23 protein-coding genes and 1 tRNA gene are annotated in these 24388 nt (G+C 66.0%); 12 read left to right on the forward strand and 12 right to left on the reverse strand.

Annotation, left to right across the window (positions count from 1 at the left end; translation table 11 throughout):
* The first annotated feature begins 83 nt into the window (after positions 1-83).
* Complete coding sequence (locus AC1RCS_RS21435) at positions 84-677, forward strand: hypothetical protein (RefSeq protein WP_255594735.1); 594 nt, start codon at positions 84-86, stop codon at positions 675-677.
* Here the strand turns inward: AC1RCS_RS21435 and AC1RCS_RS21440 are convergent.
* Together AC1RCS_RS21440 and AC1RCS_RS21445 are read right to left on the reverse strand one after the other, a co-directional pair.
* Positions 674-1219, reverse strand: a complete 546-nt coding sequence (locus tag AC1RCS_RS21440; RefSeq protein WP_492245875.1) for a P-loop nucleotide/nucleoside kinase family protein — start codon at positions 1217-1219, stop codon at positions 674-676. The two genes, AC1RCS_RS21435 and AC1RCS_RS21440, sit on opposite strands and share 4 nt — an antisense overlap.
* A complete protein-coding gene (locus AC1RCS_RS21445) occupies positions 1220-3670 on the reverse strand; it encodes a UvrD-helicase domain-containing protein (protein WP_492245876.1) in 2451 nt (816 codons plus the stop codon).
* A 42-nt stretch (positions 3671-3712) separates the two neighbouring features.
* Here AC1RCS_RS21445 and AC1RCS_RS21450 point away from each other — a divergent pair, with 42 nt between their 5' ends.
* Together AC1RCS_RS21450 and AC1RCS_RS21455 are read left to right on the forward strand one after the other, a co-directional pair.
* Positions 3713-4429 carry a hypothetical protein gene (locus AC1RCS_RS21450; RefSeq protein ID WP_218295695.1) on the forward strand — a complete coding sequence of 239 codons (717 nt, stop codon included), beginning with the start codon at positions 3713-3715 and terminating at the stop codon, positions 4427-4429.
* Between the two features lie 213 nt (positions 4430-4642).
* Positions 4643-5620: a GMP reductase gene (locus tag AC1RCS_RS21455; RefSeq protein ID WP_218295696.1), complete on the forward strand. Its 978-nt coding sequence runs from the start codon at positions 4643-4645 to the stop codon at positions 5618-5620.
* 143 nt (positions 5621-5763) lie between these two features.
* Here AC1RCS_RS21455 and AC1RCS_RS21460 read toward each other — a convergent pair whose 3' ends face one another.
* On the reverse strand, positions 5764-6645 hold the full coding sequence (locus AC1RCS_RS21460; protein WP_492245877.1) for an alpha/beta hydrolase: 882 nt from the start codon (positions 6643-6645) through the stop codon (positions 5764-5766).
* Positions 6646-6774: 129 nt separating this feature from the next.
* Here AC1RCS_RS21460 and AC1RCS_RS21465 point away from each other — a divergent pair, with 129 nt between their 5' ends.
* Together AC1RCS_RS21465 and AC1RCS_RS21470 are read left to right on the forward strand one after the other, a co-directional pair.
* On the forward strand, positions 6775-7659 hold the full coding sequence (locus AC1RCS_RS21465) for an NAD(P)-dependent oxidoreductase (protein ID WP_369643069.1): 885 nt from the start codon (positions 6775-6777) through the stop codon (positions 7657-7659).
* Positions 7660-7740: 81 nt separating this feature from the next.
* A tRNA-Lys gene (locus tag AC1RCS_RS21470) sits at positions 7741-7816 on the forward strand.
* 332 nt (positions 7817-8148) lie between these two features.
* On the opposite strand, the gene AC1RCS_RS21475 is transcribed toward AC1RCS_RS21470, so the two are convergent.
* Entirely contained in the window at positions 8149-8595 is a 447-nt protein-coding gene (locus AC1RCS_RS21475) for a hypothetical protein (protein WP_492255482.1), read from the reverse strand.
* Positions 8596-8871: 276 nt separating this feature from the next.
* Here AC1RCS_RS21475 and AC1RCS_RS21480 point away from each other — a divergent pair, with 276 nt between their 5' ends.
* The 4 genes from AC1RCS_RS21480 (at position 8872) to AC1RCS_RS21495 (ending at position 13159) form a co-directional block, all read left to right on the forward strand.
* A complete protein-coding gene (locus AC1RCS_RS21480; RefSeq protein ID WP_492245879.1) occupies positions 8872-9096 on the forward strand; it encodes a hypothetical protein in 225 nt (74 codons plus the stop codon).
* Between the two features lie 347 nt (positions 9097-9443).
* Complete coding sequence (gene bcsZ / locus AC1RCS_RS21485; RefSeq protein ID WP_492245880.1) at positions 9444-10613, forward strand: cellulose synthase complex periplasmic endoglucanase BcsZ; 1170 nt, start codon at positions 9444-9446, stop codon at positions 10611-10613.
* 68 nt (positions 10614-10681) lie between these two features.
* Positions 10682-11914: a multidrug effflux MFS transporter gene (locus tag AC1RCS_RS21490; protein WP_218295705.1), complete on the forward strand. Its 1233-nt coding sequence runs from the start codon at positions 10682-10684 to the stop codon at positions 11912-11914.
* A 114-nt stretch (positions 11915-12028) separates the two neighbouring features.
* Positions 12029-13159, forward strand: coding sequence for an HD-GYP domain-containing protein (locus AC1RCS_RS21495; RefSeq protein ID WP_492245881.1), 1131 nt, complete (start codon positions 12029-12031; stop codon positions 13157-13159).
* 33 nt (positions 13160-13192) lie between these two features.
* Here the strand turns inward: AC1RCS_RS21495 and AC1RCS_RS21500 are convergent, their stop codons facing one another.
* The 3 genes from AC1RCS_RS21500 to orn all read right to left on the reverse strand — a co-directional run bounded on the left by AC1RCS_RS21500 (position 13193) and on the right by orn (position 17596).
* Positions 13193-14620 carry a sensor domain-containing diguanylate cyclase gene (locus AC1RCS_RS21500; RefSeq protein ID WP_492245922.1) on the reverse strand — a complete coding sequence of 476 codons (1428 nt, stop codon included), beginning with the start codon at positions 14618-14620 and terminating at the stop codon, positions 13193-13195.
* 177 nt (positions 14621-14797) lie between these two features.
* Positions 14798-16663, reverse strand: coding sequence for a DEAD/DEAH box helicase (locus AC1RCS_RS21505; RefSeq protein ID WP_492245882.1), 1866 nt, complete (start codon positions 16661-16663; stop codon positions 14798-14800).
* A gap of 354 nt (positions 16664-17017) precedes the next feature.
* Positions 17018-17596, reverse strand: coding sequence for an oligoribonuclease (gene orn / locus AC1RCS_RS21510; RefSeq protein ID WP_492245883.1), 579 nt, complete (start codon positions 17594-17596; stop codon positions 17018-17020).
* 78 nt (positions 17597-17674) lie between these two features.
* On the opposite strand from orn, the gene AC1RCS_RS21515 reads away from it, so the two are divergent.
* From AC1RCS_RS21515 to rsgA, 3 genes are read left to right on the forward strand one after another with little or no spacing between them, the layout of a single operon-like run.
* Complete coding sequence (locus AC1RCS_RS21515; protein WP_492245884.1) at positions 17675-18985, forward strand: M48 family metallopeptidase; 1311 nt, start codon at positions 17675-17677, stop codon at positions 18983-18985.
* Positions 18982-19317: a 4a-hydroxytetrahydrobiopterin dehydratase gene (locus AC1RCS_RS21520; RefSeq protein WP_218295710.1), complete on the forward strand. Its 336-nt coding sequence runs from the start codon at positions 18982-18984 to the stop codon at positions 19315-19317. The genes AC1RCS_RS21515 and AC1RCS_RS21520 overlap by 4 nt, the downstream gene beginning before the upstream one ends.
* Before the next feature lie 38 nt (positions 19318-19355).
* On the forward strand, positions 19356-20300 hold the full coding sequence (gene rsgA, locus AC1RCS_RS21525; protein WP_218295711.1) for a ribosome small subunit-dependent GTPase A: 945 nt from the start codon (positions 19356-19358) through the stop codon (positions 20298-20300).
* A 192-nt stretch (positions 20301-20492) separates the two neighbouring features.
* Here rsgA and AC1RCS_RS21530 read toward each other — a convergent pair whose 3' ends face one another.
* From AC1RCS_RS21530 to rimM, 5 genes are all read right to left on the reverse strand, one after another.
* On the reverse strand, positions 20493-21479 hold the full coding sequence (locus tag AC1RCS_RS21530; RefSeq protein WP_218295712.1) for a CobD/CbiB family protein: 987 nt from the start codon (positions 21477-21479) through the stop codon (positions 20493-20495).
* Between the two features lie 178 nt (positions 21480-21657).
* On the reverse strand, positions 21658-22380 hold the full coding sequence (locus AC1RCS_RS21535) for a CoA pyrophosphatase (RefSeq protein WP_492245885.1): 723 nt from the start codon (positions 22378-22380) through the stop codon (positions 21658-21660).
* Between the two features lie 81 nt (positions 22381-22461).
* Positions 22462-22845, reverse strand: coding sequence for a 50S ribosomal protein L19 (gene rplS, locus AC1RCS_RS21540; RefSeq protein WP_218295714.1), 384 nt, complete (start codon positions 22843-22845; stop codon positions 22462-22464).
* Positions 22846-22973: 128 nt separating this feature from the next.
* Complete coding sequence (gene trmD / locus AC1RCS_RS21545) at positions 22974-23732, reverse strand: tRNA (guanosine(37)-N1)-methyltransferase TrmD (protein WP_218340024.1); 759 nt, start codon at positions 23730-23732, stop codon at positions 22974-22976.
* A 28-nt stretch (positions 23733-23760) separates the two neighbouring features.
* Positions 23761-24330: a ribosome maturation factor RimM gene (rimM, locus tag AC1RCS_RS21550; RefSeq protein WP_492245886.1), complete on the reverse strand. Its 570-nt coding sequence runs from the start codon at positions 24328-24330 to the stop codon at positions 23761-23763.
* Positions 24331-24388 lie beyond the last annotated feature (58 nt).

Here is a 24388-nt window from a genome sequence, read left to right on the forward strand (position 1 = left end):
AATCATCATGAAACCCGCAATAACATTCAGAAATCCATACTTTCAAGAAAATGAATGGAATCTCCTGTTTTATTGTCACAAATATGAAATCAATTATCTTTCGTGGCTTTTTGTATATGGGGGCCGTGGGCGCCCTGGCGGCCTGCTCGCCCGCGGCCATCACCTATCCCAGCGATGCGCAGATTTCGGCGGCCCTGGAGACGCAGTTCGCCAGCGACCGCCACAGCGCCGCTGCGCGCGACCTGATCCGCACGCTCGGGGGCGAGAAGGGCAAGCTGCGCTATCAGATCCACCAGGTGATCTACCGCCAGGGCTCGTATGAGGCCCGCTACGACGCAGTGCTGGTGATGGGGCAGCCGGGGACCCAAAGCCTCCTGGGGCTGTACGGCAGCATGATCCCCGAGGCCGAGCGCGCCAAGCTGCCGCAGGCCAGCCTGGAGGCCTATGAAGGCTGGCTCAGGCAGCAGGCCGAAACCCTCCGGAAAACCTCGGCACAGCAGGCGGGTGCGCTGGAGGCGACCCTGGAACTGCTGGGCAAGTGCTACCGGGACCAGCAGGCCGGGGCCGAGGTCACGGTGATGCAGGGCCTGGGGGCGCTGATCTCGCCCGAGCGCAGCGGGCTATACGCTGAAAAGCTGGCGCTGCCGGACACCACGGCGCGCTGCCTCCCCGCCTAGCCGGCCGTGCGTTCGCGCAGCGCGGCCAGGATGTGCCTGGCCGCTTCGCCCGGGCTGCGGTACGCGGTGTCTACCACCAGCTGGTTGTTGTCCGCCGCCCAGGGCACGTAGTCGTGCCGGCACACGGCATCCCAGAGGGGCGGCACGAGACCGGGTACGTCGCTCACCCGCTGCTCGACCCGCCGGCGGTGCTCGGCGGGATCGCCGCAGACCACCTCCACGGCCAGCATCGGCGCCTGCGCGTCCAGGGCCACGCGGTGCCAGGACGCGCGCGTCTCGGCCCAGGGGTTCACGCAGTCCGCCAGAACGGACAGTCCTTGCGAAAGATGGGTGCGCGCCAGGGCATACGCCACCACATAGCCCGCGGCCCCCACGCCACTGCCTCCCAGCGCGCCGCAATCCCGCAGCGCCTGCTCGATGGTGTCGATGCGCAGGTACACCGCCGGCCACTGCCCCAGCAGCGCGCGGGCGATCGTGCTCTTGCCCACGCCCGGCAGCCCGCCGAGCACCACCAGCGCCGGAGCGGCGGGCGATGATTTCAATCAGTCCACCACCGTGAGCTTGGCCACCGACAGCGCCAGCCACTTGGTGCCATGGCGCGGAAAATTGACCTGCGCGCGCGCGTCGTCGCCCGTGCCTTCGATGGCCAGCACCTTGCCTTCGCCGAACTTGGTGTGGAACACCGCGATGCCCACCCGCAAGCCGTGGGCGGGCGCGGTCTTCTGCACGGGCACCGGCGGGCTGGCGAAGGTCTCGGACTTGAAGCCAAATGGGCCTCTAGCGCTTGACCCATAAGCGCCAGAAGCTCCTGAATTAGGAGCAAAGGAGCCAAACCCCTGCTGCTTGGGCGTGATCCACTTGAGCGCGCCCTCGGGCAGTTCGTCAAAGAAGCGGCTCTTGATGTTGTAGCGTGTCTGGCCGTGCAGCATGCGCGTCTGCGAATGGCTCAGGTACAGGCGCTTCCTCGCACGGGTGATGGCCACGTACATCAGGCGGCGCTCTTCCTCCAGTCCGTCGCGCTCGCTGGCGGAGTTTTCGTGCGGGAACAGGCCCTCTTCCATGCCGCCGATGAACACGCCATCGAACTCCAGGCCCTTGCTGGCGTGCACGGTCATCAGCTGTACCGCGTCCTGCCCGGCCTGGGCCTGGTTGTCGCCCGCTTCCAGCGCGGCGTGCGTGAGGAAGGCGGCCAGGGGCGAGAGGGTTTCGCCCGTGTCCGCGTCCACGATGCCCGGCACGGGCTTGAGCGGTTCGTCGACGACCGGGGCATCGGGATCCAGCCCCTGGCTGACCGTGCTCTGCGTGAGCGGCGTGCCATGCTCGTCCAGCGGCAGGGCCACGGCATCGCGGCCAAACCCCTCCTGCGTGACGAAGCTCTCGGCCGCGTTGACCAGTTCTTCCAGGTTCTCGATGCGGTCGGCGCCTTCCTTCTCGGTGCGGTAGTGCTCCACCAGCCCCGAGGATTCGAGCACCTGCTCGATGATGCCGCGCAGGTTCAGGCCCTGCGTCTGCTCGCGCAGCACGTCCACCATGGCGACAAAGGCGCCGAGGTTGGCGCCCGCCTTGCCGGGCACGGCGCTCACGCCGTCGTGCAGCGAGCAGCCGGCGGCGCGCGCTGCGTCCTGCAGCACCTCGATGCTGCGCGCCCCGATGCCGCGCGGCGGAAAGTTGACCACGCGCAGGAAGCTCGTGTCGTCGTGCGGGTTCTCCAAGAGGCGCAGGTAGGCCAGCGCGTGCTTGATTTCGGCGCGCTCGAAGAAGCGCAGGCCGCCGTACACGCGGTAGGGCACGCTGGCGTTGAACAGCGCCGATTCGATCACCCGGCTTTGCGCATTGCTGCGGTAGAGCACGGCGATCTCCTTGCGCTCGAAGCCGTCGCTGCGCACCAGCTGCTTGATCTCGTCGACCATCCACTGCGCCTCGGCCAGGTCGGTGCTGGCCTCGTACACGCGCACGGGCTCGCCGGGCCCCTGCGTGGTGCGCAGGTTCTTGCCCAGGCGCCGGCTGTTGTGGCTGATGAGCGTATTGGCCGAGTCGAGGATGTTGCTGTAGCTGCGGTAGTTCTGCTCCAGCTTGATCTGCTGCTGCACATCGAACTCGCGCACGAAGTCGGCCATGTTGCCCACGCGCGCACCGCGAAAGGCGTAGATGCTCTGGTCGTCGTCGCCCACGGCGATCACGCTGCCGCGCGCCTCGAAGCGCCCGCCAGTGTCGTTGCCCGCCAGCTGCTTGAGCCAGGCGTACTGCAGCTTGTTGGTGTCCTGGAATTCGTCCACCAGGATGTGCGCGAAGCGGCGCTGGTAGTGCTCGCGGATCGGGTCGTTGTCGCGCAGCAGCTCGTAGCTGCGCAGCATCAGCTCGCCAAAGTCCACCACGCCTTCGCGCTGGCATTGTTCTTCGTACAGTTGGTAAATCTCGACCTTCTTGCGGGCGTCGCTGTCGTGCGTGGGCACGTCGCCGGGGCGCATGCCCTCTTCCTTGCAGCCGGCGATGAAGTACGACAGCTGCTTGGGCGGAAAGCGCTCGTCGTCCACGTTGTGCTGCTTGCACAGGCGCTTGATGGCCGAAAGCTGGTCCTGCGTGTCCAGGATCTGGAACGACTGCGGCAGGCCGGCCGCCTTGTGGTGCGCCCGCAGCAGCCGGTTGCACAGGCCGTGGAAGGTGCCGATCCACATGCCGCGCACGTTCACCGGCAGCATGGCCGACAGGCGCGCCACCATTTCCTTGGCGGCCTTGTTGGTGAAGGTGACGGCCAGGATGCCGCCGGGCGTGGCGTAGCCGTTTTGCAGCAGCCAGGCGATGCGCGTGGTGAGCACCCGCGTCTTGCCCGAGCCAGCGCCCGCCAGGATGAGCGCATGCCCCGCCGGCAGGGTGACGGCGGCGAGCTGCTCGGGGTTCAGATGGGCCAGGAGGGGCGACGCAGCCGAGGGCGCATCAAGGGAGGTGGGCGCCAGCACATCTGGCCCCCCCGGGAACGGGTCTTGTGGGAACATCCAGCCATTGTAGAAAGCGCCCCGCCGCCCTCCCATTCTTTTATGAAAAACACTGCCCGCACCCTGGCCAGCCTCGTGGCCCTTGTACTCGCCCATGCACCCGCGGCCACCTGGGCCCAGGCCAGCTGCAGCAGCGACGGCACCCCACGGCCCACCGCCCTCTTCGAGCGCTTCCTCAGCGCGGACTGCGAGGCCTGCTGGACGGACCGCGCGCCCCCCGCGCCGACCGCCGGCGCCGGCACGGCGGTGCTGGACTGGATCGTGCCCGGCGCGGCGGGCGAGGATGCACCGCTGGCCGCCGCTGCCGCCCGCGACGCCCTGGTCCGGCTGGAGGCGCTGGGCCGCAAGTCGCCCCGGGCCACCGACGTGCACACCGCTGCGGTACAGGCAGCCCGGCCTGCCGGACTGCGGGTAGCCCACGGCATGCCGTTCAACGACTACCTGGGCACGGCGATCGCGTTCACCCCGGGCCGGACCGCCGCGCCTGGCCCCCTGGAGTTCTACCTGCTGCTCGTGGAGGCCGTGCCAGCGGGAACCGATGGCACGGCCGTGCCCCGGAATATCGTCAGGAACATGCTCCACGGCGCATGGGGCAAGCCCGGCCAGCGGCCGGTGTCGGGATTGGGGCCATCGAAATGGATGGAAACACGGTCCATGCGCATCCCCGAAGGGGCGCAGGCCGAGCGGCTGCGCATGGTGGGCTGGGTGCAGGATGCCCGGGGGACGGTCATCGCCGCGGCGCAATCCACCTGCCGGTGATACCGGTAATACCACCATCGTTATAGGGTGGAACGGACAGGCGGGTAGAATCAATCACCGGGCCCAAGTTTCTTGGCGTCCGGTTTTTTTGTGCCCGCGCACCGCGGGGTTCGGAGCGGCCTGAACGGCCCCGCCCACAAAGCCGGTCCCAAGCCAAGCGCCCACCGCCGCTGAAATTGTTTGGCTGCGTCCCTTTATGGAGCTTGGAATCTCATGGAAATCTTCGACTACGACAACGTTCTCTTGCTGCCGCGCAAGTGCCGGGTGGACAGCCGCTCGGAATGCGACGCCAGCGTGGAACTGGGCGGACGCTCGTTCCGGCTGCCCGTGGTGCCCTCCAACATGAAGACGGTGGTGGATGAAAAGATCTGCACCTGGATGGCACAGAACGGCTACTTCTATGTCATGCACCGCTTCGATCTGGACAATGTCCAGTTCGTCAAGGACATGCACGCCCAGGGCTGCTACGCCTCGATCTCGCTGGGCGTGAAGCAGCCCGACTACGACACCGTGGACCAGCTGGTGGCACTGGGGCTCACCCCCGAATACATCACCATCGACATCGCGCACGGCCATGCCGACAGCGTGCGGAACATGATCGGCTACCTCAAGCAGCACCTGCCCAAGGCCTTCGTGATCGCCGGCAACGTGGCCACGCCCGAAGCGGTGATCGACCTGGAAAACTGGGGGGCCGATGCCACCAAGGTCGGCGTGGGCCCGGGCAAGGTGTGCATCACCAAGCTCAAGACGGGTTTTGGCACGGGCGGCTGGCAGCTCTCGGCGCTCAAGTGGTGCGCGCGCGTGGCCACCAAGCCCATCATCGCCGACGGGGGCATCCGCAGCCACGGAGACATCGCCAAGAGCATCCGCTTTGGCGCCAGCATGGTGATGATCGGCTCGCTGTTTGCGGGGCATGAGGAATCGCCGGGCCAGACCGTCGAGGTCGACGGCGCGCTGTACAAGGAATACTACGGTTCCGCGAGCGACTTCAACAAGGGCGAGTACAAGCACGTCGAAGGCAAGCGCATCCTGGAGCCCGTCAAGGGAAAGCTGGCCGGCACCCTGATCGAAATGGAGCAGGACGTGCAAAGCTCCATCAGCTACGCGGGCGGCAAGAAGCTGATGGACATCCGCAAGGTGAACTACGTGATCCTGGGCGGCGACAACGCAGGCGAGCACCTGCTGATGTAGCACGGGCGGCCGGCACGGCAGCGCCGGCCCCTTGCGCCGCCACGGCACATGCAGATGGCGCAGCCCAGGCCAGCGGGCGCCACCCCTGCGCGAAGCCCGAGGGGCGGGAAACACGGGCAGCGCCGCAGGGGATTGCCCCCACTTCAGGCGCGCAGCAGGTTTTGCGCCATGTGGTGCAGGTCATGCCCCGGCCTGGCCAGGCAATCCACGATGCTGAAATGGTGCAGGCCCGGCAGTGCCTGGCTGCGGGGGACGAAATGGCTGCCCCAGGCGTCCTGCATGAGCTGGTTCTGCCGCAGGAACTCCGTACTTTCATCAGCCCCCACCACGCAGTAGAGCGTGCCCGCTGGCGGCTCCAGAAGCCGCGCGGGGCTGCACTGAAGGACCTGCTGCTCCGTCAGGTTCAGCACCGACTGGTACATGGGGGTGTGCATGATGGGCTCCAGATCGTGGATCCCGGAAATCGACAGCGCATTGCGCACCAGCCCATCGGGCAGCCCCTGGCCGACCAGGGGCCACACGCTGGTAAGCAGCATGGCGGCCAGTTGCCCTCCCGCCGAGTGCCCGGCCACCGTGATGCGCCGGGGGTCCCCGCCGTGGCTGGCGATGTGGCGCCACACCCATTCCAGTGCCTTCTCCATCTGCCGCACGATATGGGGAATGGTGACCGGCGCCTCCGGCGTGCCTGGGCACAGCGCGTAGTTCACCACCACCACACAGAAACCGGCCTGCGTGAAGGACGGGGCAATGAACGAATGATCGGACTTGTCCAGCGAGCGCCAATACCCGCCGTGCACGAACACCAGCACGGGAACACCGTCATCCGAGGCACGTGCGGACGAGAAAATATCCAGCGCCTCTCCCGTCCCGGTACCGTACGCCACGTCCAGCACGCACGGGTGGCTCGCCCGCACCCGGGCGGAATCGTCGGCCCAGCGCTGCAGATAGGCCATGTGGTCGGGCACCAGCGCGCGGTTGTTGTACATGCGCTCGAGCCAGGCGGGGTCGTGCAGGGGCAGGCTCATGGATGAAGTCTCCTGTGGCGGTGCGGCATCATCATTCCAATCCAACCATGCTGCAAGCTCCTTGACAGGGTGACGCACCAAAAAAGCACATGATGCACAGAGAGACAACCTTCCTGGGTGAATGACGCCATGACCACCACACCGCTTCGCATTGCAGTCCTCGGCATCGGAATGATGGGCCTGCCCATCGCGCGGCGCCTGAAGGACGCTGGACATCAGGTGCACGCATGGAACCGCACCCGCGCCAAGGCGGAGCCCCTGGCTGCATCCGGCATCACCGTGCATTCCCTGGCCGCCGATGCCGTCCAGAACGCCGACGTGGTGGTCAGCCTGCTTGAAAACGGCCCCGTGGTCGGCCAGGTGCTTTTCGAGGCCGGCGCGGCCAAGGCCATGCGCAAGGGCGCGCTGTTCATCGACATGGCCTCCATCCAGCCCCGCGAGGCCCGGGACCACGCCGCTCGCCTGGGAGAAATGGGGCTGTCCCACCTGGATGCGCCGGTGTCTGGCGGAACCGTGGGTGCGGAAAACGGCACGCTCGCCATCCTGGTCGGCGGTCGCCCCGAGGATTTTGCGCGGGCCCAGCCTCTCTTCGCCGCCTGCGGCCGCGCCACCCACGTCGGACCGCATGGCGCTGGCCAGCTCACCAAGCTGGCCAACCAGATGATCGTGGGCATCACCATTGGCGCGGTGGCGGAGGCTCTGCTGTTCGCCGCCAAGGGCGGGGCCGACATGGCCAAGGTGCGCGAGGCCATCCAGGGAGGCTTCGCCGACAGCCGCATCCTGCAACTGCACGGCCAGCGCATGGTGGAGCGCGACTTTGCCCCGCGCGGCCGCATGGCGGTGCAGCTCAAGGACATGCGCAACGCCCTGGCCACCGCCGGCGAGATCGGCTTCGATGCCCCCATCACGGCCCTCTTCGAGACCCTCTATGCCGAAGGCGTCGAGCATGGCCTGGGTGAACTGGACCACAGCGGCCTTTTTGTGGAACTCGCAAGCCGCAATGCGATGCAATAATTTTTTGCGGCGCTTGCCAACTCGCAGAAAATTGGTGCATAATTCGAGGCTCTGCAGCAATGCAGACAGATTAACAAGTTTGGGTTCTTAGCTCAGTTGGTAGAGCAGCGGACTCTTAATCCGTAGGTCGAGTGTTCGAGTCACTCAGGACCCACCAAACTAAAAAAAGCCGCTATAGCTATCAAGTTGTAGCGGCTTTTTTCATTCATTCCCAACACGGGAGCCGGGTAGATCGACGGCTTCCATCATCCCCTGATGGAAGCCCTCTGCCCGCCCCTGCGCCGTCAGGCCCCTGTCGGTGCAATCGCACCGGGCCCGGAGCAATCCATGCAGTTCCGGCCTGCGCCCTGCGGCTGGGCATGGGCGCGAGGCACGCGGGGGCACCGGTCGCAGCGCCACCCAGAAGCCCATCCTCATCTGAAGGAGCATGGTCCGTTCTCAAGCGAAGTCGCAAGAAAAAGCCAGGGCTCCCCACAACCCAAACGCAGCTCAGAAGGCCTTGGAGAATGCCATCCCATTGGGAAGCAACGTCGGCAAGGCGGCGCAATGGACTCCTGAGGCCTGCCCAACGGGCGTTTGCGCAGCTCCCGTAACCATTGCATTGGCCGTTCCGGCCCCAAAACGAACGGTGACATCCACTGTGCACGCGTTAAATAGCATCTGACCTGAGAGCTTCATGGTGTCTCCTGCCACCGTTCCTCCCAGCAGATCCCAGGTGTTCAGTTGGCTGGGCTCCACGTTGCCCACCAGGCTCGTCATGCGGATGCCACTGGCGGGGATGATCCCGTACACGGTGGCAAGCACACGGTCACCATTGGTGTGCACTGAAAGATATGAGCCCGATTGGCCAAGATTGACATAGACACCGTCATAGGACCCTGCTGCCATGGACGTCCCGCATACGAGCAATGCAAGGGCTGCAATCATCTTCTTCATTCGATAACTCTCTCGGTTGACGACAAAACTATTTTTGCCATTCCACATTTTCACCCCCGCGAGCCATCGGAATCGGTTGGAAGCAGCATCAAAGCGTCCAGTGGCCGCCACCCATGCGATGCCAGCGTCGCTCGCCAGCCTTTCCATCTTCGGTTCACAGGTGGGATGTGGGCATCCGCCTACAAACGCTGCCACCAATCAGGTGCAAGCTTTGTGATGACTGCGAAAGAGTTGCCCGTCGCGCCGCTGCGGGGCCACAGCCCGCCCGAAACCCTCATGAGCATCACCATCACCATCGCGCACACCCTTTCGCAGTACGACTATGCACGTGTTGAAACTCTTGCGCAGCAATTGCCTCATCGGGATGGCAACTTCAAGGGCCGGGTGATCGCCGTGCAGCGAGGGAATGCGACATCAGTTGCTGACAACGACGGGATGAGGGCGGCGCTTTTGGAGTTGATGGTGGACGGCGTGCTGCATTCCGAGGGCCGACCACGTTGACCGCAGGGATCTGGGGAAAGCCGCTAGGCAGCTAGCGGGACTTGTTGCCCGACCTTCGTGCGCAGTCGCCACATCCTCAGCGGTCACCCGCGCCCATCCTTTGTAAGCTTGGCCATCAGCCCCCACAGTTGCCTGCATTTTGGAGGCGGATTGAACCGCCTCAAACAATGCCGCCAGAACCCGCCCGGGATTTCCTTGGCTAGTATAGGCAACCCTTGCGCCCGCCACGCTGTCCAGGCCCGTGGCAGCCCGTGCTTCCCCCGGGTGCCTCCAATGCGCTGCATTGACAGGACGGCGGAAAGAAGAAGGCGCTCCACCACAGTATGCGAAACGAAAACTCTCCCGACATGACTGCTGCATTGCTCTTACGGCGGACGGCCCTGCTCACGGGGCTGGGTTTCCTCGCACCCACGGCGTTCCTGGGCGCCAACGGACAGGCACGTCCCTCCGCGGACCTGGCCAGCGGCGGCCAGTGGCCCGCATGGGACCGCTTCAAGGCGCAATTCGTCAGCGACGAAGGCCGTGTGATCTCCGACGATGGCGAAGGCGGGCGTACCTACTCCGAAGGCCAGGCATACGGGATTTTCTTTGCCCTGGTGGCCAATGACCGCAAGGGGTTCGATGTCCTCCTGCGCTGGACTGAAAACAACCTGAGCGGCGGCGACCTCGGCGCCCGCTTGCCCGCGTGGCTATGGGGCCGCCGGCCTGACGGTACCTGGGGCATCCTCGACAGCAACGCCGCATCGGACGCGGACCTCTGGATTGCCTATGCCTTGGGTGAGGCGGCCCGCTTGTGGCAAGTGCCGCGCTACCACGCACTGGGAGCCCGGCTGGCCGCACGCATCATTGCAGAAGAAACAGCCGACCTGCCAGGCCTGGGCCTGTGCCTGCTGCCCGCGCCACGCGGCTTTGTGGAAGCCGACGACCGATGGAAACTCAACCCCAGCTACCTGCCTTTGCAGGCAATGCAACGGCTCGGCGCGCTGTACCCGCAGACCGCCTGGAAGCAGTTGGTACCAAGCTCCGAGAAGGTCATCGTGGGCGCATCCCCCCAAGGCTATGCCCCGGACTGGGCCATTTACGACGCGCGGCAGGGCTTTCTCATCGACGAAAAGGGCAAGGAAAAAGGCCAGGGCACCTACAACGCGATCCGCGTTTACCTGTGGGCCGGCATGCTGCACCCGGCCGCCAGCGGCCGCAAGGCGCTGCTGTCGGCACTGGCCCCCATGGCCCGCTACGTGCGGGAACAGGGGCACCCCCCCGAATCCATCGATGTACGGAGTGGACAAGCCTCCGGGGCAGGCCCGTCGGGCTTCTCTGCCGCGATGCTGCCCTTCCTGCAGGCGCAAGGAGACAGCGCCGCGCTGCAAGCGCAACGCAACCGCCTGGCAGCAAGCCCCGTGCGCACCACGGCCTACTATGAGCAGACCCTCTCACTCTTCGGGCTGGGGTGGATGGAGGGCTGGTACCGGTTTTCGCCCGGGGGCCAGCTCCTGCCCAGGCGGCCCAGGCCCTGACGATCCCGCGGCAGCTCCACCGCCCGCCATCCCACGACGCCCCTTCCACCGCCCTTCGAAATTCATCCATGAACCCTAACGCCCACACGCTCTGGCGCGCTCCCCAATGGGCCCTGGCCGTCCTCCTCGCCGTGCTGGGCATGCTGGGGCCTTTCTCCATCGACACCTACATCCCCGCGTTCACCGGCATTGCGCAGGCGCTGGGCGCCACCCCCGTGGAGATGCAGCAGACCCTGTCGGCCTATCTCTTCGGTTTTGCGTTCATGAACCTCTTCCATGGCGCACTGGCGGACAGCTTTGGCCGGCGCCCCGTGGTGCTGTGCGGCATCGCGATGTTCACGCTGGCCTCCGCGGGCTGCGCGCTGTCGCAAAGCATCGGCCAGCTCATTGCATTCAGGGCGCTGCAAGGGCTATCGACGGGCGCCGGCATCGTGGTGTCGCGCGCGGTCATCCGCGACATGTTTCCCCCGGCACGCGCGCAGCAGGTGATGAGCCAGGTGACGATCTACTTTGGCGTGGCCCCGGCCATCGCCCCCATCGTGGGCGGCTGGCTGTTCGTGCACACGGGCTGGCACAGCATCTTCTGGTTCCTGACGCTGGTCGGCGTGGTCCTGTGGATCGCCAACTTCCGCCTGCTGCCCGAAACCCTGCAGCCCGAGCTGCGCCAGCCCTTCAACGTGCCCCACCTGATGCGCGGCTACTGGCAGCTGGGGTCCAGCCCACGCTTCGTGCTGCTGGCGCTGGCCAGCGGCGTGCCCTTCAACGGCATGTTCCTGTATGTGCTGGCGGCGCCGGCCTTCCTGGGCGAGCACCTGGCGCTGGCGCCCACGCAGTTCTTCTGGTTCTTCGTCCTCACCATCTCCGGCATCATGGGCGGCGCCTGGCTCAGCGGCCGTCTGGCCGGCAAGATCGCGCCGAAGCGGCAGATACGCCATGGCTTCGTGATCATGTTCACCGTGGCCATCCTCAACCTGGGGGCCAATCTGCTGTTCCCGGTGCATGCGGCGTGGGCACTCGCGCCGATCGCGGTCTTCGCGTTTGGCTGGGCCCTGATGGTGCCCGTGGTCACCTTGCTGGTGCTGGACCTTCACCCCGAGCGCCGCGGCATGGCCTCGTCCATGCAGGCGTTTGTAGGCTCCACCGCCAATGGCCTGGTGGCAGGGGTCGTGGTGCCGCTGGTGATGCATTCCACCGTCTTGCTGGCACTGGCCTCGCTGTTGATGATGTGCGTGGGCATGGCCGCATGGATCTATCTGCACCATCGCTGGCCCGATATTGGACGGACCGCCACGCCAGGCTGACCCGCCCGTTTGTGGAACCCCACGCATGCTGCAACAATGGGGCGAAATTTCATTCTCGACAGAACCCGTGTGCTCGCGCAGCGGACGAGGAGGCTCAGGCACTGGAGGACGACCATGCAGCTGCTGAAACTGGTTGAATCCAAGGTACGGGTGGGCGTGCCGCTGCCTTGGAATGTGCGCAACCAGGATTGCACCCTGCTGCTCGCCCGTGGGCACGTGATCCGCAACGACAGCCAGCTGGAAGCACTGCTCGAGCGCGGCATGTTTGTCGATATCGAAGAATTCAAGGCGGTGCAGGCGCTGGCGGCCCCTGCGGCAAAACCACCGGAAAGCATCTATACCCGCTGGGCGCTGGCCATTGACGCACTGGAATCGGCGCTGCCGCACCTGGGTGAAACCTCCGACAGCCTGGATGCGATCCAAGCGCTGGCGGACGAGATACTGGAGCTTGCCGACGCGGACCCCGACATCGGCCTGTTCATGGCCGTGCGGCAGGACCATGCAAAGCATCTGCGCTACGGATACAGCCATGCGGTCTACACAGCGCTGCTGGGCATATTGATGGCGCGGCAGCTCGGCTGGGCCGCCGTGCGCATCCGGCAGATCGCACTGGCGGCGCTGACGATGAACGCCAGCATCGCCGAGCTGCAGGGCCAGATGGCCGCGCAGGACTATCCGGCCCTGGACCGGCAACGCACCCAGATCCGCGCACACCCTGCCCTGAGTGCCGCGCTGCTGGAGAAAGCCGGCGTTACCGACGCGGAGTGGATCGCCGCAGTGATGCAACACCACGAGCAGCCGGATGGCAGCGGCTATCCACACGGCATCTCATCGGTGAGCGACGCTGCGCAGGTATTGCGCATGGCGGACCTGTTCATGGCACGCATCAGCCCCCGGCAGCTGCGCCAGCCGCTCTCCATCCAGGACGCCGCCCGGCTGATGTTCAGGGATGACAAGGGGGGCCCCTTCTCCACGGCGACCATCAAGGTGCTGGGCATCTACCCACCTGGCGACTTCGTGAAACTCGCGTCCGGAGAAATGGGGGTCGTGATGCGGCGGGGGGCCGAAGCACGCACCCCGCTTGTGGCCGCCGTGACGGACTCCCAAGGCAAGAGCGTGACCAGCACCCTGCAGCGCGACACGTCACAGACCGCCTACGCCATCACGGGCCCGGCCACGGATCGCAGCCTGCTGGCCAGAGTGCCTCCCGAGCGGCTGTACGGCTACGCGGTGCACACGGGCTGAATCCAGCCAGGGGCGGGCGTTTGCGCGGTGCGGCTAGCTGGCGTGCCGCCTGTCCAGGCCATTGTCCTGGTAGTAGCGGTTCTTTTCGGCATACATGGCCTGGTCGGCGCGGTTGATCGTCGCCTCCATCTGATCGCCGGATCGACACGACGCGACCCCCATGGCCAGGCTGATCGGCTGTCCCGGATAGAACTGGTTGTTCAGATCCAGCATCGAGAGGATGCGGTCCTGCAACGCAAAGGCACTGCGCTCATCCATGCCCGGCAGCAACACGGTGAACTCGTCGCCGCCAATGCGCGCGGCGCATGCCGGCGGATCCACCGCCTTGGCCAGCACTTCACCCACCCTTCGCAGCATCGAATCGCCCGCGGCATGGCCTTGCTCATCGTTCACGGCCTTGAGCCCGTTCAGATCGATCGCAATGATGGACAAGGGCCAGGGCCCCTTGCGCGTGACCCGGTTGAGCTCCTCGGCATAGAAGGCCCGGTTGCGAAGCTGGGTCAGCACGTCATGTTTGCCCAGGTATTCCAGGTAGGCCTCGGCCTTCTTGCGCGCGGTGATGTCCACCAGCGAGAGCAGCACCAGCCCCCAGTCCGCCAAATGGTCCGCCAGCACCGAGAACTGCATGTGGATGTGCACCGCGTCGCCCGACAGGGCGTAGTTGACGACTTCGCGCTGCTGAAAGGTCTTGCCCTCCCACAGATCCAGCAACTGGTCGGCGAAAGACTCGTGCATTTCCCCCCGGAACACCCGGCCGATGTTGTTGAGCAGCATCTCCTTGCTGGATGCTCCGAACATGCGCAAGGTCTGCTGGTTGACATCCACCACCCGGATCTCCTGCATGCAGCGCGTGACGAACTCGGGATGCACCGTGATGAAGGTCTTGAAGTCGTCGATGCCTTGCGCGCGCACGCCATCAAGCAGGTTCTTCACGGCGCTGAAATCCTCCACCCACAGGGAGACGGGCGAATGCTCGAACAGATCCCGGGCATATTGTTCGCTGCGCCGCAGCTGGCGCGCGCCCCGCATCTGGGCCGTGATGTCTTCCAGCGAGAGCAGGACGCGGCTCCAGTCGTCCTCATACCCTGGCAGGATGCGCGCGCGGATCTGCACATCGAGCCGCCGGCCGTCGAGCGCGTAGTTCACGGTCTGGTTCGAAAACTCCAGCTGCCCCGACCAAAGCGCCGCCAACTCATGGGAGACCGCATCGTGCATGTCATCCCTGAAGACCTTGTCCAGATTCGCCTCGAGCACCTGCTGGCTCGGGGCAGCGAACAGCTCCAGCGTGCGGCGGTTCACCTTCAGAACCTGGAGCGCGGCACTGCATTGCCGCACCCGTGCCGGGTCTTGCGCGAGGTGGGCACGGATATCCGTGACTCCGGTGGCGCGCCAGCCGTCCAGAATCTGCTTGAGTGCGCTGTAGTCCTCCAGCCAGAGGGACACAGGGGCCAGCTCGAACATGTGCTCAAAGTCCGCACCCGACGATAACGAAGACGACACTGCAGATTCCTCCCGGAAGGATTATTGTCGAGCCTCTCTCTATATTCTCGCGCCCGGCAGGCGGCGGCAACAAAAAAAGGCTGGCACCTTGCGGTGCCAGCCTTTCAGGGCTCGCGTCGAAACGACGGGGCGGCCGAATCAGCGCGCGGGGCGCGCAGGGCGCTTGCGCGCATCATGGGCCACGAAGGGCTTGCCGCCGCCACCGCCTGCGGGCTTGGCGAAGCCGGGCTTGCGGGGTGCGAACTCGCCACGGGGCGCGCCAGCGTCGCCTCGGGGGGCAAAACCACCCCGGCCTGCATCACCGAAACCGGGCTTGCGGCCATAGCCGTCACCGTCGCGGCGGGGAGCGAAGCCCCGGTCATCACGGGCACCAAAACCACCACCCTCGCCGCCACGGGCAGGGGCTGCTCGCTGGCTATCGCGGCCGGCGAATCCGCCGCCAAAGCCACCACCAAATCCGCCGCGGTCGTTGTTGCCGCGTGCGGGGCCGCCGAACTTGCGGTCACGGCTGTCGCGGTCGTAACCGCCACCGGGGCGGCCACGGCCACCAAAGTCACCACCGCGCGGTGCCTGGGGAGCACGTTGCGAAGGCTCCATGCCGGGAATCACATCGGCCTTGAACTGCTGGCGGCTGTACGACTCAATGTCGTAGATCTTGCGGCGGTCGCGGAACTCGGCAAACGTGATGGCCAGGCCATCGCGGCCCGCACGGCCGGTGCGGCCGATGCGGTGGGTGTAGTCCTCGGCCTTCATGGGCAGGCCGAAGTTGAACACGTGGGTGATCGTGGGCACGTCGATGCCGCGCGCAGCCACATCGGTGGCCACCAGGATCTGCACCTGGCCGGCACGCAACGCCATCAAGCGGCGGTTGCGCAGGCCCTGGCTCAGCGCGCCGTGCAGCGCCACGGCCGAGAATCCTTCCTGCTGCAGGTCGTTGGCCAAACCATCGCACTCCACCTGGGTGCTGGCGAAAACGATGGCCTGATTGATCGTGGTGTCGCGCAGCCAGTGGTCCAGCAGCTTGCGCTTGTGCTGGGCGTTGTCGGCCCAGTACAGCATCTGCTTGATGTTGGCGTGCTTCTCTTGCGGAGAATCGATGGTCACCTTCTGCACCGACGAACCGCCGTCGTGCATCACGCGCATCGCCAGTTGCTGGATGCGCGGCGCGAACGTGGCGCTGAACATCATGGTCTGCTTGCGCTGGGCGGTCAGCTGGTTCAGTTCGGCCAGGTCGTCCGAGAAGCCCAGGTCCAGCATGCGGTCGGCTTCGTCGACGACCAGGAACTGCACCTTGTCGAGCTTGATCTGCATCGAGCGCTGCAGGTCCAGCAGGCGGCCGGGGGTGGCGACCACGAGGTCGGCGTTCTGCAGCTTGGCGATCTGCAACTGGTAGGGCATGCCGCCCACCACGTTGGCCACGCGCAGACCACGGCAGTGCTTGACCAAGTCGATGGCGTCGTGCGCCACCTGCTGGGCCAGTTCACGCGTGGGGCACAGGATCAGGGCGCCCGGGGTGGCGGCCTTGAAGTTGCGCGAGCTGGTGGGGTCCTTGCGCTTGGCACGCTTGGGAGCGGGTTCGCCACGCGCAGCGGCTTCGGCCACGGCGCGCTCGAAAGCGGCGCGTTCCTCGGCTTCGGCGGCGGCTTGCTGGTTGATCAGCGTGTGCAGCACGGGCAGCAGGAAGGCGGCGGTCTTGCCGGAGCCGGTCTGGCTCGAGACCATCAGGTCGATGAACTTGGTGGAGTCGTTGCCACCGCCCATGGCCAGGGGAATGGCCTTGAGCTGCACGCTGGTGGGCTGGGTGTAGCCCAGGTCAGCCACGGCTTGCACCAGTTCGGGCGCCAGGCCCAGTTCGACGAAGCCATTGGGTTCGGCGGTGACGGCGGCATCGCCTTCAGCGGCGGCCACCACGGCGTCCAGGGGGGAAGGCTGCACGGAAAGGTCGGCAGCAAAGGAAGTTTCTGCAGGCGCGAATTCGCCCTGCACCAAAGAGGTGTCGGTCATGATTTTTCTCTCACGAAGACGATCGCAGGCGCAGCCTGCGAGTGGCTTCGTCAATGGTTAAAAAACATCAACCATCAAACGAAACCTGCATTGCTCTGGGCGGATGCTGGTGGGCGTTGTTCGCTAGTCCTGCACTGCACGAAGCAGTCGGCTGGCAAGCCCGGTGTGTGAGGGGAGATGCACAATCTGCGAGGAACCGTTTCCTGCGCAGCCGCTGATTATGGCATGAATAGGGGTTTCCCCGCAAGCCCCTTCACCTTGCAGCACGCTTCATGCCTCAGCGCGACCACGGTCTCGAAGGGATCGCAAGCCGGTCTCGCACAGGTGCAGCCCGGCCCGGCCGCGCGCAACGGGTCACACCGACAGCAGATGCCTGCGGTAGTGCGCCAACTCGTCGATGGACTCATGCACGTCGGCCAGGGCCGTGTGCTTCTGGGCCTTCTTGAAGCTCGTGTAGGCCTCGGGTTTCCAGCGCTTGGCCAGCTCCTTGAGGGTGCTCACGTCCACATTGCGGTAGTGAAAGAACCGCTCCAGCTTGGGCATGTAGCGCACCAGAAAGCGCCGGTCCTGCCCGATGCTGTTGCCGCACATGGGTGCCGTGCCCTTGGGAACATACTGGCTCAGAAAGGCAATGATCTGCTGCTCGGCCTGCGCTTCGGTCACGGTGGAGGCCTTGACCTTGTCGATCAGGCCGCTGCGGCCATGGGTGCCCTTGTTCCAGGCATCCATCTTGTTGAGGAGTTCGTCAGGCTGGTGGATCGCAAACACCGGGCCTTCGATGCGCGGCTCCAGGCTGGGGCCGGTCACGATGACGGCGATTTCGAGCAGACGGTCGGTATCGGGCTCCAGGCCGGTCATTTCGCAGTCGAGCCAGACGAGGTTCTGGTCGGACTTGGCAAGCGCCTGGGGGGTGGGATGGTTGGCTTCTGGCATGGCGCGCATTGTCGCCGATGGCCCGCAGCCCTTGCACCACAGTCCCAGGGGCTTCCCCATTAAACTCCCCCCACCACCATGCCCACCTCCTCCGACGCCCTCTCTCCTTCCTCGGTGCTGACGTTCGCCTTCGCGGCGGCACTCCTGCTGGGCCTAGCCCTCAAGCTCTGGCTGGCCACGCGCCAGATGCGGCACGTGGCCCGCCACCGTGGCGCGGTGCCGGCGCCGTTTGCCGAGCGCGTTGCGCTGGCAGCCCACCAGAAGGCCGCCGACTACACCATCGCCAAGGGGCGCCTGGGCCTGCTGGAGATGGCGCTGGGCGCCGCCGTGCTGCTGGGGTGGACGCTGCTGGGCGGCCTGGACGCCCTGAATCAGCTCCTGCTGGACGCACTCGGAGGCGGCATGTGGCAGCAGTTGGCGCTGCTGGCGGCGTTTGCGGCGATCAGCGGGCTGATCGACCTGCCCCTGTCGCTGTACCAGACCTTCGTGGTGGAGGAGCGCTTCGGTTTCAACAAGATGACCTGGCGCCTGTGGCTTGCGGATGCCGCCAAGGGCTTGCTGGTCGGTGCGGCCATCGGCCTTCCGATCGCCGCGCTGATCCTGTGGATCATGGGCGCTGCCGGCCCGCTGTGGTGGCTGTGGGCCTGGTGCTTCTGGATGGGGTTCAACCTGCTGCTGATGGTGGTCTACCCCACCTTCATCGCACCGCTGTTCAACAAATTCCAGCCACTCGAGGACGAATCCCTCAAGACCCGCGTGACGGCCCTCATGCAGCGCTGCGGCTTCTCGGCCAAGGGGCTGTTCGTGATGGACGGCAGCCGCCGCAGCGCCCATGCCAACGCCTACTTCACGGGCTTTGGCGCCGCCAAGCGCGTGGTGTTCTACGACACGCTGCTGCGCCAGCTATCGCCGGGCGAGGTGGAGGCGGTACTGGCCCATGAGCTCGGGCACTTCCGGCATCGCCACATCATCCAGCGCATCGTGGCCATGTTCGCGCTGAGCCTGGCCGGATTCGCGTTGCTCGGCTGGCTCTCCACCCAGGTTTGGTTCTACACAGGCCTGGGAGTGCGCCCCAACATCTCCTTCGACCCGGCAATGGCCGCCGCGCCGAACGATGCGCTGGCGTTGCTGCTGTTCATGCTGGTGGTGCCGGTGTTCACCTTATTCATCTCGCCCGTGTTCTCCCGGCAATCGCGCCGCCACGAGTTCCAGGCCGATGCCTATGCCGTTGCCCAGGCCAGTGGCGCCGACCTCTCTTCGGCCCTGCTCAAGCTCTACGAAGACAATGCCTCCACGCTCACCCCCGACCCGGTGTACGTGAAGTTCTACTACTCGCACCCACCCGCCACCGAGCGGCTGGCGCGCATGCACGCCCCCGCCCACCCATGACGACTATGCTGAAGAAAAAAGACTGGTCCACGCAGACCCGCCGTGCGCTGACAGCTACTGAAGTTGTAGCAAATCTGGCCAAACTCGAAGGCTGGAGCCTGACCGGAGATGGCGCCGACGTAGCCATCGAGAAGACCTACCGGTTCGCGAACTACTACGAAACCATCTCGTTCGTGAATGCACTGGCCTTCATCGCCAACGCGCAGGACCACCACCCCGACCTGTCGGTGCACTACAACCGCTGCGTGGTGCGGCTGAACACGCACGACGTGCACGGCATCTCGTCCACCGATTTCGAATGCGCGACCCAGTTCGATGCCCTGGTGGCGTGACCCCATGACGCCGCGCACCACCACCAACACAACATCCCATGGCTGAACGCAGCGCGCTCATGGAAGGCACCGTGGTGGCCAGCCATGGCCGCCACTGCATGGTGGAGACGCCCGACGGCGAACGCCGCATCTGCCATCCGCGCGGCAAGAAGAGCCAGGCCGTGGTGGGTGACCATGTGCTGTGGCAGGCCCCCCCGCCTGGCCAGGGCGAAGAGGGCACCATCGAAAAGGTCCAGGAGCGGCGCAACCTCTTTTACCGCCAGGACGAGATCCGCACCAAATCGTTTGCGGCCAACCTCGACCAGGTGCTGATCCTCATCGCGGCGGAACCCGTGTTCTCGGAAAGCCAGCTCTCCCGCGCGCTGATCGCCGCCGAGGCCGAAGGCATCACGCCCCTCATCGCGCTCAACAAGAGCGACCTGGTGGAACCCTTCGCCCGGGCCTGGGAGCGCCTGCTCCCCTACCGCCACATGGGCTCTGGCAAGCACTACGGCGTGCTGCCGCTGTCCCTGGCGCTATCGAGCGATGTGGACCGCGCGCTGCTGATGGAGCACCTGCAGGGCAAGACCACGCTGGTGCTGGGGCCCTCGGGCTCGGGCAAGAGCACCCTCATCAACCTGCTGGTGCCGGGCGCCTCGGTGCTGACCGGCGAAATTTCGCAGGCCCTCAACTCAGGCAAGCACACCACCACCAGCACCCACTGGTACTGGATGGACAAGGCCCGCACCACGGCCCTCATCGATTCGCCGGGTTTCCAGGAATTCGGGCTGCACCACATCGCCCCGATGCAGCTGGCCGCCTGCATGCCCGACATCGCCCAACACGCGACCCACTGCAAGTTCTACAACTGCACCCACCTGCACGAGCCGGGCTGCGGCGTGCTGGACGCAGTGAAACTGGGCCCTTCCGCAGGCGGGATCAGCCCTACACGCTACAAAATATATAGCGATTTATTCGAAGAGCTGAGCCATACGCGGTATTGACCGGTGCTGATCAGTATCGATGTATGCGCAGCGCCGACGGCCGGGTCGGAGCCGGAGATACGAGGGCATCGACGCGAACCGCCCTCCGCATGGCATGTACCACGCCAGCGCACCCGTGGAACTGGCTTTGCATGGCCATCGGGTGCGCCCCCTCCGGGGGAAGGCGCCGAAGGCTACTAGGGGGATTTCCAGCTACCCCAGCAAACGCGCCAGCGTGAGCAGCGCCAGCAGCAGCATCCACACCACCACCGAGCGCCACACCAGCCCCACCACGCTGCGCAGGTGGCCCACCTCGGGCTCCCGGCCCGGCGTGGAATCGCTGTCGCCCATGTCGGCGTCGATCTCCAGGCCCTGCGGCGCATGCAGCTCGGTGCGCGCCTTCAGCGCCTCGCCCCCCAGGCGCACATTGATCGCGCCCGCGGTCGCCGCCAGCACCACGCCGTCGTTGTCATTGGGAAAACGCTGCGCATGGAATCGCCAGCCCTCGATGGCTTCCTCAAAGCTGCCCACCACGGCAAAGCTCAGCGCGGTGAGCCGGGCCGGAAGCCAGTCGATGGCCGTCCACGCCTGGGCAGAAGCCTGCTGCAGCGAGGCACTGGCGGGCTGGGCGCCCGTGCGCTGCTTGTAGTGCCAGTAGCGCGATACGAATTCGGCCAGCCGGTACAGCACGGCACCCGTGGGCCCCAGGCCCAGCGCGGCCAGCACCGAGAACCAGGCCAGCACCCCGAACACATGCCGGTGGGCCGCCAGCACCGAGTACTCGATCACGTGGCGCACGATCTCGCTGCGTGGAAGCGCACCCACGTCCACCTGCTGCCAGTGGGCCAGGCGCTCCCGGGCGCCATCTTCATCGCCCTCTTCCAGCGCATCGCGGATGCCGGTGAAATGGTGGCTGAACTGCCGAAAGCCCAGGGTGATGTAGAGCACCGCCACGCTCCAGAGCACCGCGAAGGGCCAGCCCAGGCCCCACAGCAACAGCCAGTGGATGGCCAGCGTGAGGAGCGCGGGCACGACGACTGCGAGGCCCCAGGCCACCCAGCCATGGTGCGGCTTGCCCGCATCGAAATTGCGGCTGACGGACAAGGCCCACGCACGCAGACCTGCATGGATGGGATTGCTGCGTGCCAGCGGGCGGGCCTGCTCGATCAGCAAAGCGAACAGGATGGCGAAGAAACTCATGGGGGGCAATGATACTGGCGCCAAGCCGCAGGAGCGCGTGTTTGCGCCGAACCTCAGCGATACATCCACCATGAACAGCGCGACACACCCGCAGCCCGCGGAACTGGCGCGGCCCAGGCCCGCCCTCCCGCGCAAGGTCCGCCCCGCCGCGCCGGGGACAGCCCCGGCCGGGGAGGCCTCACTCGGCCATCATGAAGCGGTAGAAGTTGCGCAGCATGCCCGCCGTGGCACCCCAGATGTAGTGGTTCTTGCCACCATCCTGGTACGGCATCGAGAACCACTCGCGGTGCACGCCATCGCGGTCGAACACATGGCGCCGGTGGTTGGCGGGGTTCAGCAGGAAATCCAGCGGCACCTCGAAGAGGTCCGCCACCTCGTAGGGATTGGGCTGCAGGACACAGTCGGGCCGCACCAGCGCCACCACGGGGGTGATGATGAAGGACGACCCCGTGACATAGGTCGGCAGGGTTCCGAGCACTTCCACGAACTCGCGGCCGAGCCCCACCTCTTCCTGCGCTTCGCGCAAGGCCGTGTCGGCGGGGGAGGCATCGCCAGCGTCTGCCCGCCCTCCTGGAAAGGCCACCTGCCCCGAATGTGTGGACAGATGGGCCGTGCGCTCGGTCAGCAGCACCATGGGCTCTTCGCGCAGCACGATGGCGAGCAGGACCGACGCGTGGGCCGGCTCGCGGTTCATGAACTTCTTCTCCAGCAGCACCTCGGGCTCCCAGCGGAGCGGGTGCGCGAAGCGCGCGCGCAGCGCCTGCGGCGTCTGCGCAGCCGCCGGCACCGCGGGCAGGTGCGCATCCACCCCCACCACCGGCACGAGGCGGGGGTCGAAGTCGGGCAGGCTCGACAGCGGCGCAATGACCGACGAAACGGCAGGGATGGAAGATGGGTTCACGAAAGGGGGTTCAACGGACCAGAAAACAAAAAGCCGCTACAGGCAGATGCTGTAGCGGCCTTGTCAGGACGAGCCCGCGCCTTATGCGGCGGTGGCTGCAACCTTGACGCGCGAAGGCAGCTTTTCCTTGATACGTGCCGACTTGCCGCTGCGGTCACGCAGGTAGTACAGCTTGGCACGGCGCACGTCGCCACGGCGCTTGACTTCGATGCTGGCGATCAGCGGGCTGTAGGTCTGGAACGTACGTTCCACGCCCTCGCCGCTGGAGATCTTGCGCACGGTGAAGCCGCTGTTCAGGCCGCGATTGCGCTTGGCGATCACCACGCCTTCGTAGGCCTGCACGCGCTTGCGGGTACCTTCCACCACGTTCACGCTCACGATGACGGTGTCACCAGGGGCGAATTCGGGGATGGTCTTGTTCAAGCGGGCGATTTCTTCCGCTTCCAGGGTCTGGATCAGGTTCATGTGAGTTTCCTAGCGATCTTGTCCGCGCCAAAAATGGCTGCGTCGGGATTGACGTCTCAGTGTTTCGCGGGAGAACTCCCTGTCAAAACGGCCGGCCAGAGGATCGAAAAGCCTTTGATTATAGCAATTCAGGCGAGCTTGGCCAATACCGCCTCGTCAGCGGGCGCCAGCCGCCCTGCCTTTCGCGCGGCGTCGATGAGGTCGGGCCGGTGCCGGGCCGTGATGGCCAGGCGCTGGTCGCGCCGCCAGCGCTCGATGTGCGCGTGGTGGCCGGACATCAGCGCGGCCGGCACCTGCTGCCCTGCCCATTCCTCGGGGCGCGTGTAGTGGGGGCAGTCCAGCAGGCCATCGAGCGCCGGATTGAAGCTGTCGAGCTGGTGGCTGCCCTCGTCATTGAGTACGCCGGGCTGCAGGCGCGCCACGGCGTCCAGCAAGGCCATGGCTGCGATTTCGCCTCCTGACAGCACGAAGTCGCCCAGGCTCATCTGCACATCGACATGGGCGTCGATGAATCGCTGGTCGATGCCCTCGTAGCGCCCGCACAGCAGGATGGCCCCCGCGCTGGCCGACCAGCGCTCCACGGCCGCATGGTTGAGCGACTCGCCAATGGGCGAAAAAAGGACCAGCGGCGCCTGGCTGCCCTGGAGCTCGCCGCGCTCGGCCCGGATGGCCGAGAGGCACCGCGCGAGGGGCTCCGCCATCATCACCATGCCCGGGCCGCCGCCAAAGGGGCGGTCGTCCACACGGCGGTAGTTGCCGTCGGCATGGTCCCGCGGGTTCCACAGGCGCACATCAACCTGGCCGCTGGCGTAGGCGCGCCGGGTCACGCCGCTGGCCAGGAAGGGCGCGAACAGCTCGGGGAACAGGGTGATGAGGTCAAAGCGCATGGTGCGCGGCGCGGTCCGTCAAGGCCGATCAGTAATCAGGCTGCCAGTCCACCGTGATGCGCTTTTCCGGCAGGTCCACCTTGTCGACGAAGGCCGAGACAAAGGGAATCATGCGCTCCAGCGCCTTGCCGTCCTGCTCGTAGGCCAGCACCAGCACCGTCTGCGGACCGGTGGACATGAGCTCCCGCACCTCGCCGAGCGCCACGCCTTCGCGGTTGACGACCACAAGGCCGATCAGGTCGACCCAGTAGTACTCGTCGTCCGTGGTGGACGGAAAGCTCGATCGCGGCACGAAGATGCGCGCGCCGCGCAAGGCCTCCGCAGCATTGCGGTCGTCAATGCCCTGCGCCCAGGCCACCACGGTGTCGGAATGGTCCTTGGCCTGCCGGATGGGCAGCAGCACGGTCCCGGTGAACGTCCTGGCCCCGCGCTCGGACGGCTGCAGGTACCAGCGCTTGGAGGAAAACAGTGCCTCGGGGCTGCTGCTGTGGGGCAGCACCTTGAACCAGCCCTTGACCCCCCAGGCGTCGGCGATGCGGCCCACTTCGATGGCATCGGGGGGCAGCTCGGCGGGTTCGAGGGTCAGGGTGGCGGCCATGGTGGTGATTCCAGAATAGGAAAAGGGCGGGTTCCGCGCGGCAAGCCGACGGAACCCG

The organism is Acidovorax sp. GW823-FHT01C06, assembly GCF_058798375.1.

Coding starts and splice junctions, on each gene's coding strand:
- rimM (WP_492245886.1), bottom strand. CDS start 24,330: ATGGCCGCCACCCTGACCCTCGAACCCGCCGAGCTGCCCCCCGATGCC.
- AC1RCS_RS21465 (WP_369643069.1), top strand. CDS start 6,775: ATGACCACCACACCGCTTCGCATTGCAGTCCTCGGCATCGGAATGATG.
- AC1RCS_RS21500 (WP_492245922.1), bottom strand. CDS start 14,620: ATGTTCGAGCTGGCCCCTGTGTCCCTCTGGCTGGAGGACTACAGCGCA.
- AC1RCS_RS21495 (WP_492245881.1), top strand. CDS start 12,029: ATGCAGCTGCTGAAACTGGTTGAATCCAAGGTACGGGTGGGCGTGCCG.
- AC1RCS_RS21450 (WP_218295695.1), top strand. CDS start 3,713: ATGAAAAACACTGCCCGCACCCTGGCCAGCCTCGTGGCCCTTGTACTC.
- AC1RCS_RS21530 (WP_218295712.1), bottom strand. CDS start 21,479: ATGAGTTTCTTCGCCATCCTGTTCGCTTTGCTGATCGAGCAGGCCCGC.
- AC1RCS_RS21505 (WP_492245882.1), bottom strand. CDS start 16,663: ATGACCGACACCTCTTTGGTGCAGGGCGAATTCGCGCCTGCAGAAACT.
- AC1RCS_RS21445 (WP_492245876.1), bottom strand. CDS start 3,670: ATGTTCCCACAAGACCCGTTCCCGGGGGGGCCAGATGTGCTGGCGCCC.
- bcsZ (WP_492245880.1), top strand. CDS start 9,444: ATGACTGCTGCATTGCTCTTACGGCGGACGGCCCTGCTCACGGGGCTG.
- AC1RCS_RS21515 (WP_492245884.1), top strand. CDS start 17,675: ATGCCCACCTCCTCCGACGCCCTCTCTCCTTCCTCGGTGCTGACGTTC.
- AC1RCS_RS21460 (WP_492245877.1), bottom strand. CDS start 6,645: ATGAGCCTGCCCCTGCACGACCCCGCCTGGCTCGAGCGCATGTACAAC.
- AC1RCS_RS21455 (WP_218295696.1), top strand. CDS start 4,643: ATGGAAATCTTCGACTACGACAACGTTCTCTTGCTGCCGCGCAAGTGC.
- AC1RCS_RS21480 (WP_492245879.1), top strand. CDS start 8,872: ATGAGCATCACCATCACCATCGCGCACACCCTTTCGCAGTACGACTAT.
- AC1RCS_RS21435 (WP_255594735.1), top strand. CDS start 84: ATGAAATCAATTATCTTTCGTGGCTTTTTGTATATGGGGGCCGTGGGC.
- AC1RCS_RS21520 (WP_218295710.1), top strand. CDS start 18,982: ATGACGACTATGCTGAAGAAAAAAGACTGGTCCACGCAGACCCGCCGT.
- orn (WP_492245883.1), bottom strand. CDS start 17,596: ATGCCAGAAGCCAACCATCCCACCCCCCAGGCGCTTGCCAAGTCCGAC.
- AC1RCS_RS21490 (WP_218295705.1), top strand. CDS start 10,682: ATGAACCCTAACGCCCACACGCTCTGGCGCGCTCCCCAATGGGCCCTG.
- rsgA (WP_218295711.1), top strand. CDS start 19,356: ATGGCTGAACGCAGCGCGCTCATGGAAGGCACCGTGGTGGCCAGCCAT.
- trmD (WP_218340024.1), bottom strand. CDS start 23,732: ATGCGCTTTGACCTCATCACCCTGTTCCCCGAGCTGTTCGCGCCCTTC.
- AC1RCS_RS21475 (WP_492255482.1), bottom strand. CDS start 8,595: ATGAAGAAGATGATTGCAGCCCTTGCATTGCTCGTATGCGGGACGTCC.
- rplS (WP_218295714.1), bottom strand. CDS start 22,845: ATGAACCTGATCCAGACCCTGGAAGCGGAAGAAATCGCCCGCTTGAAC.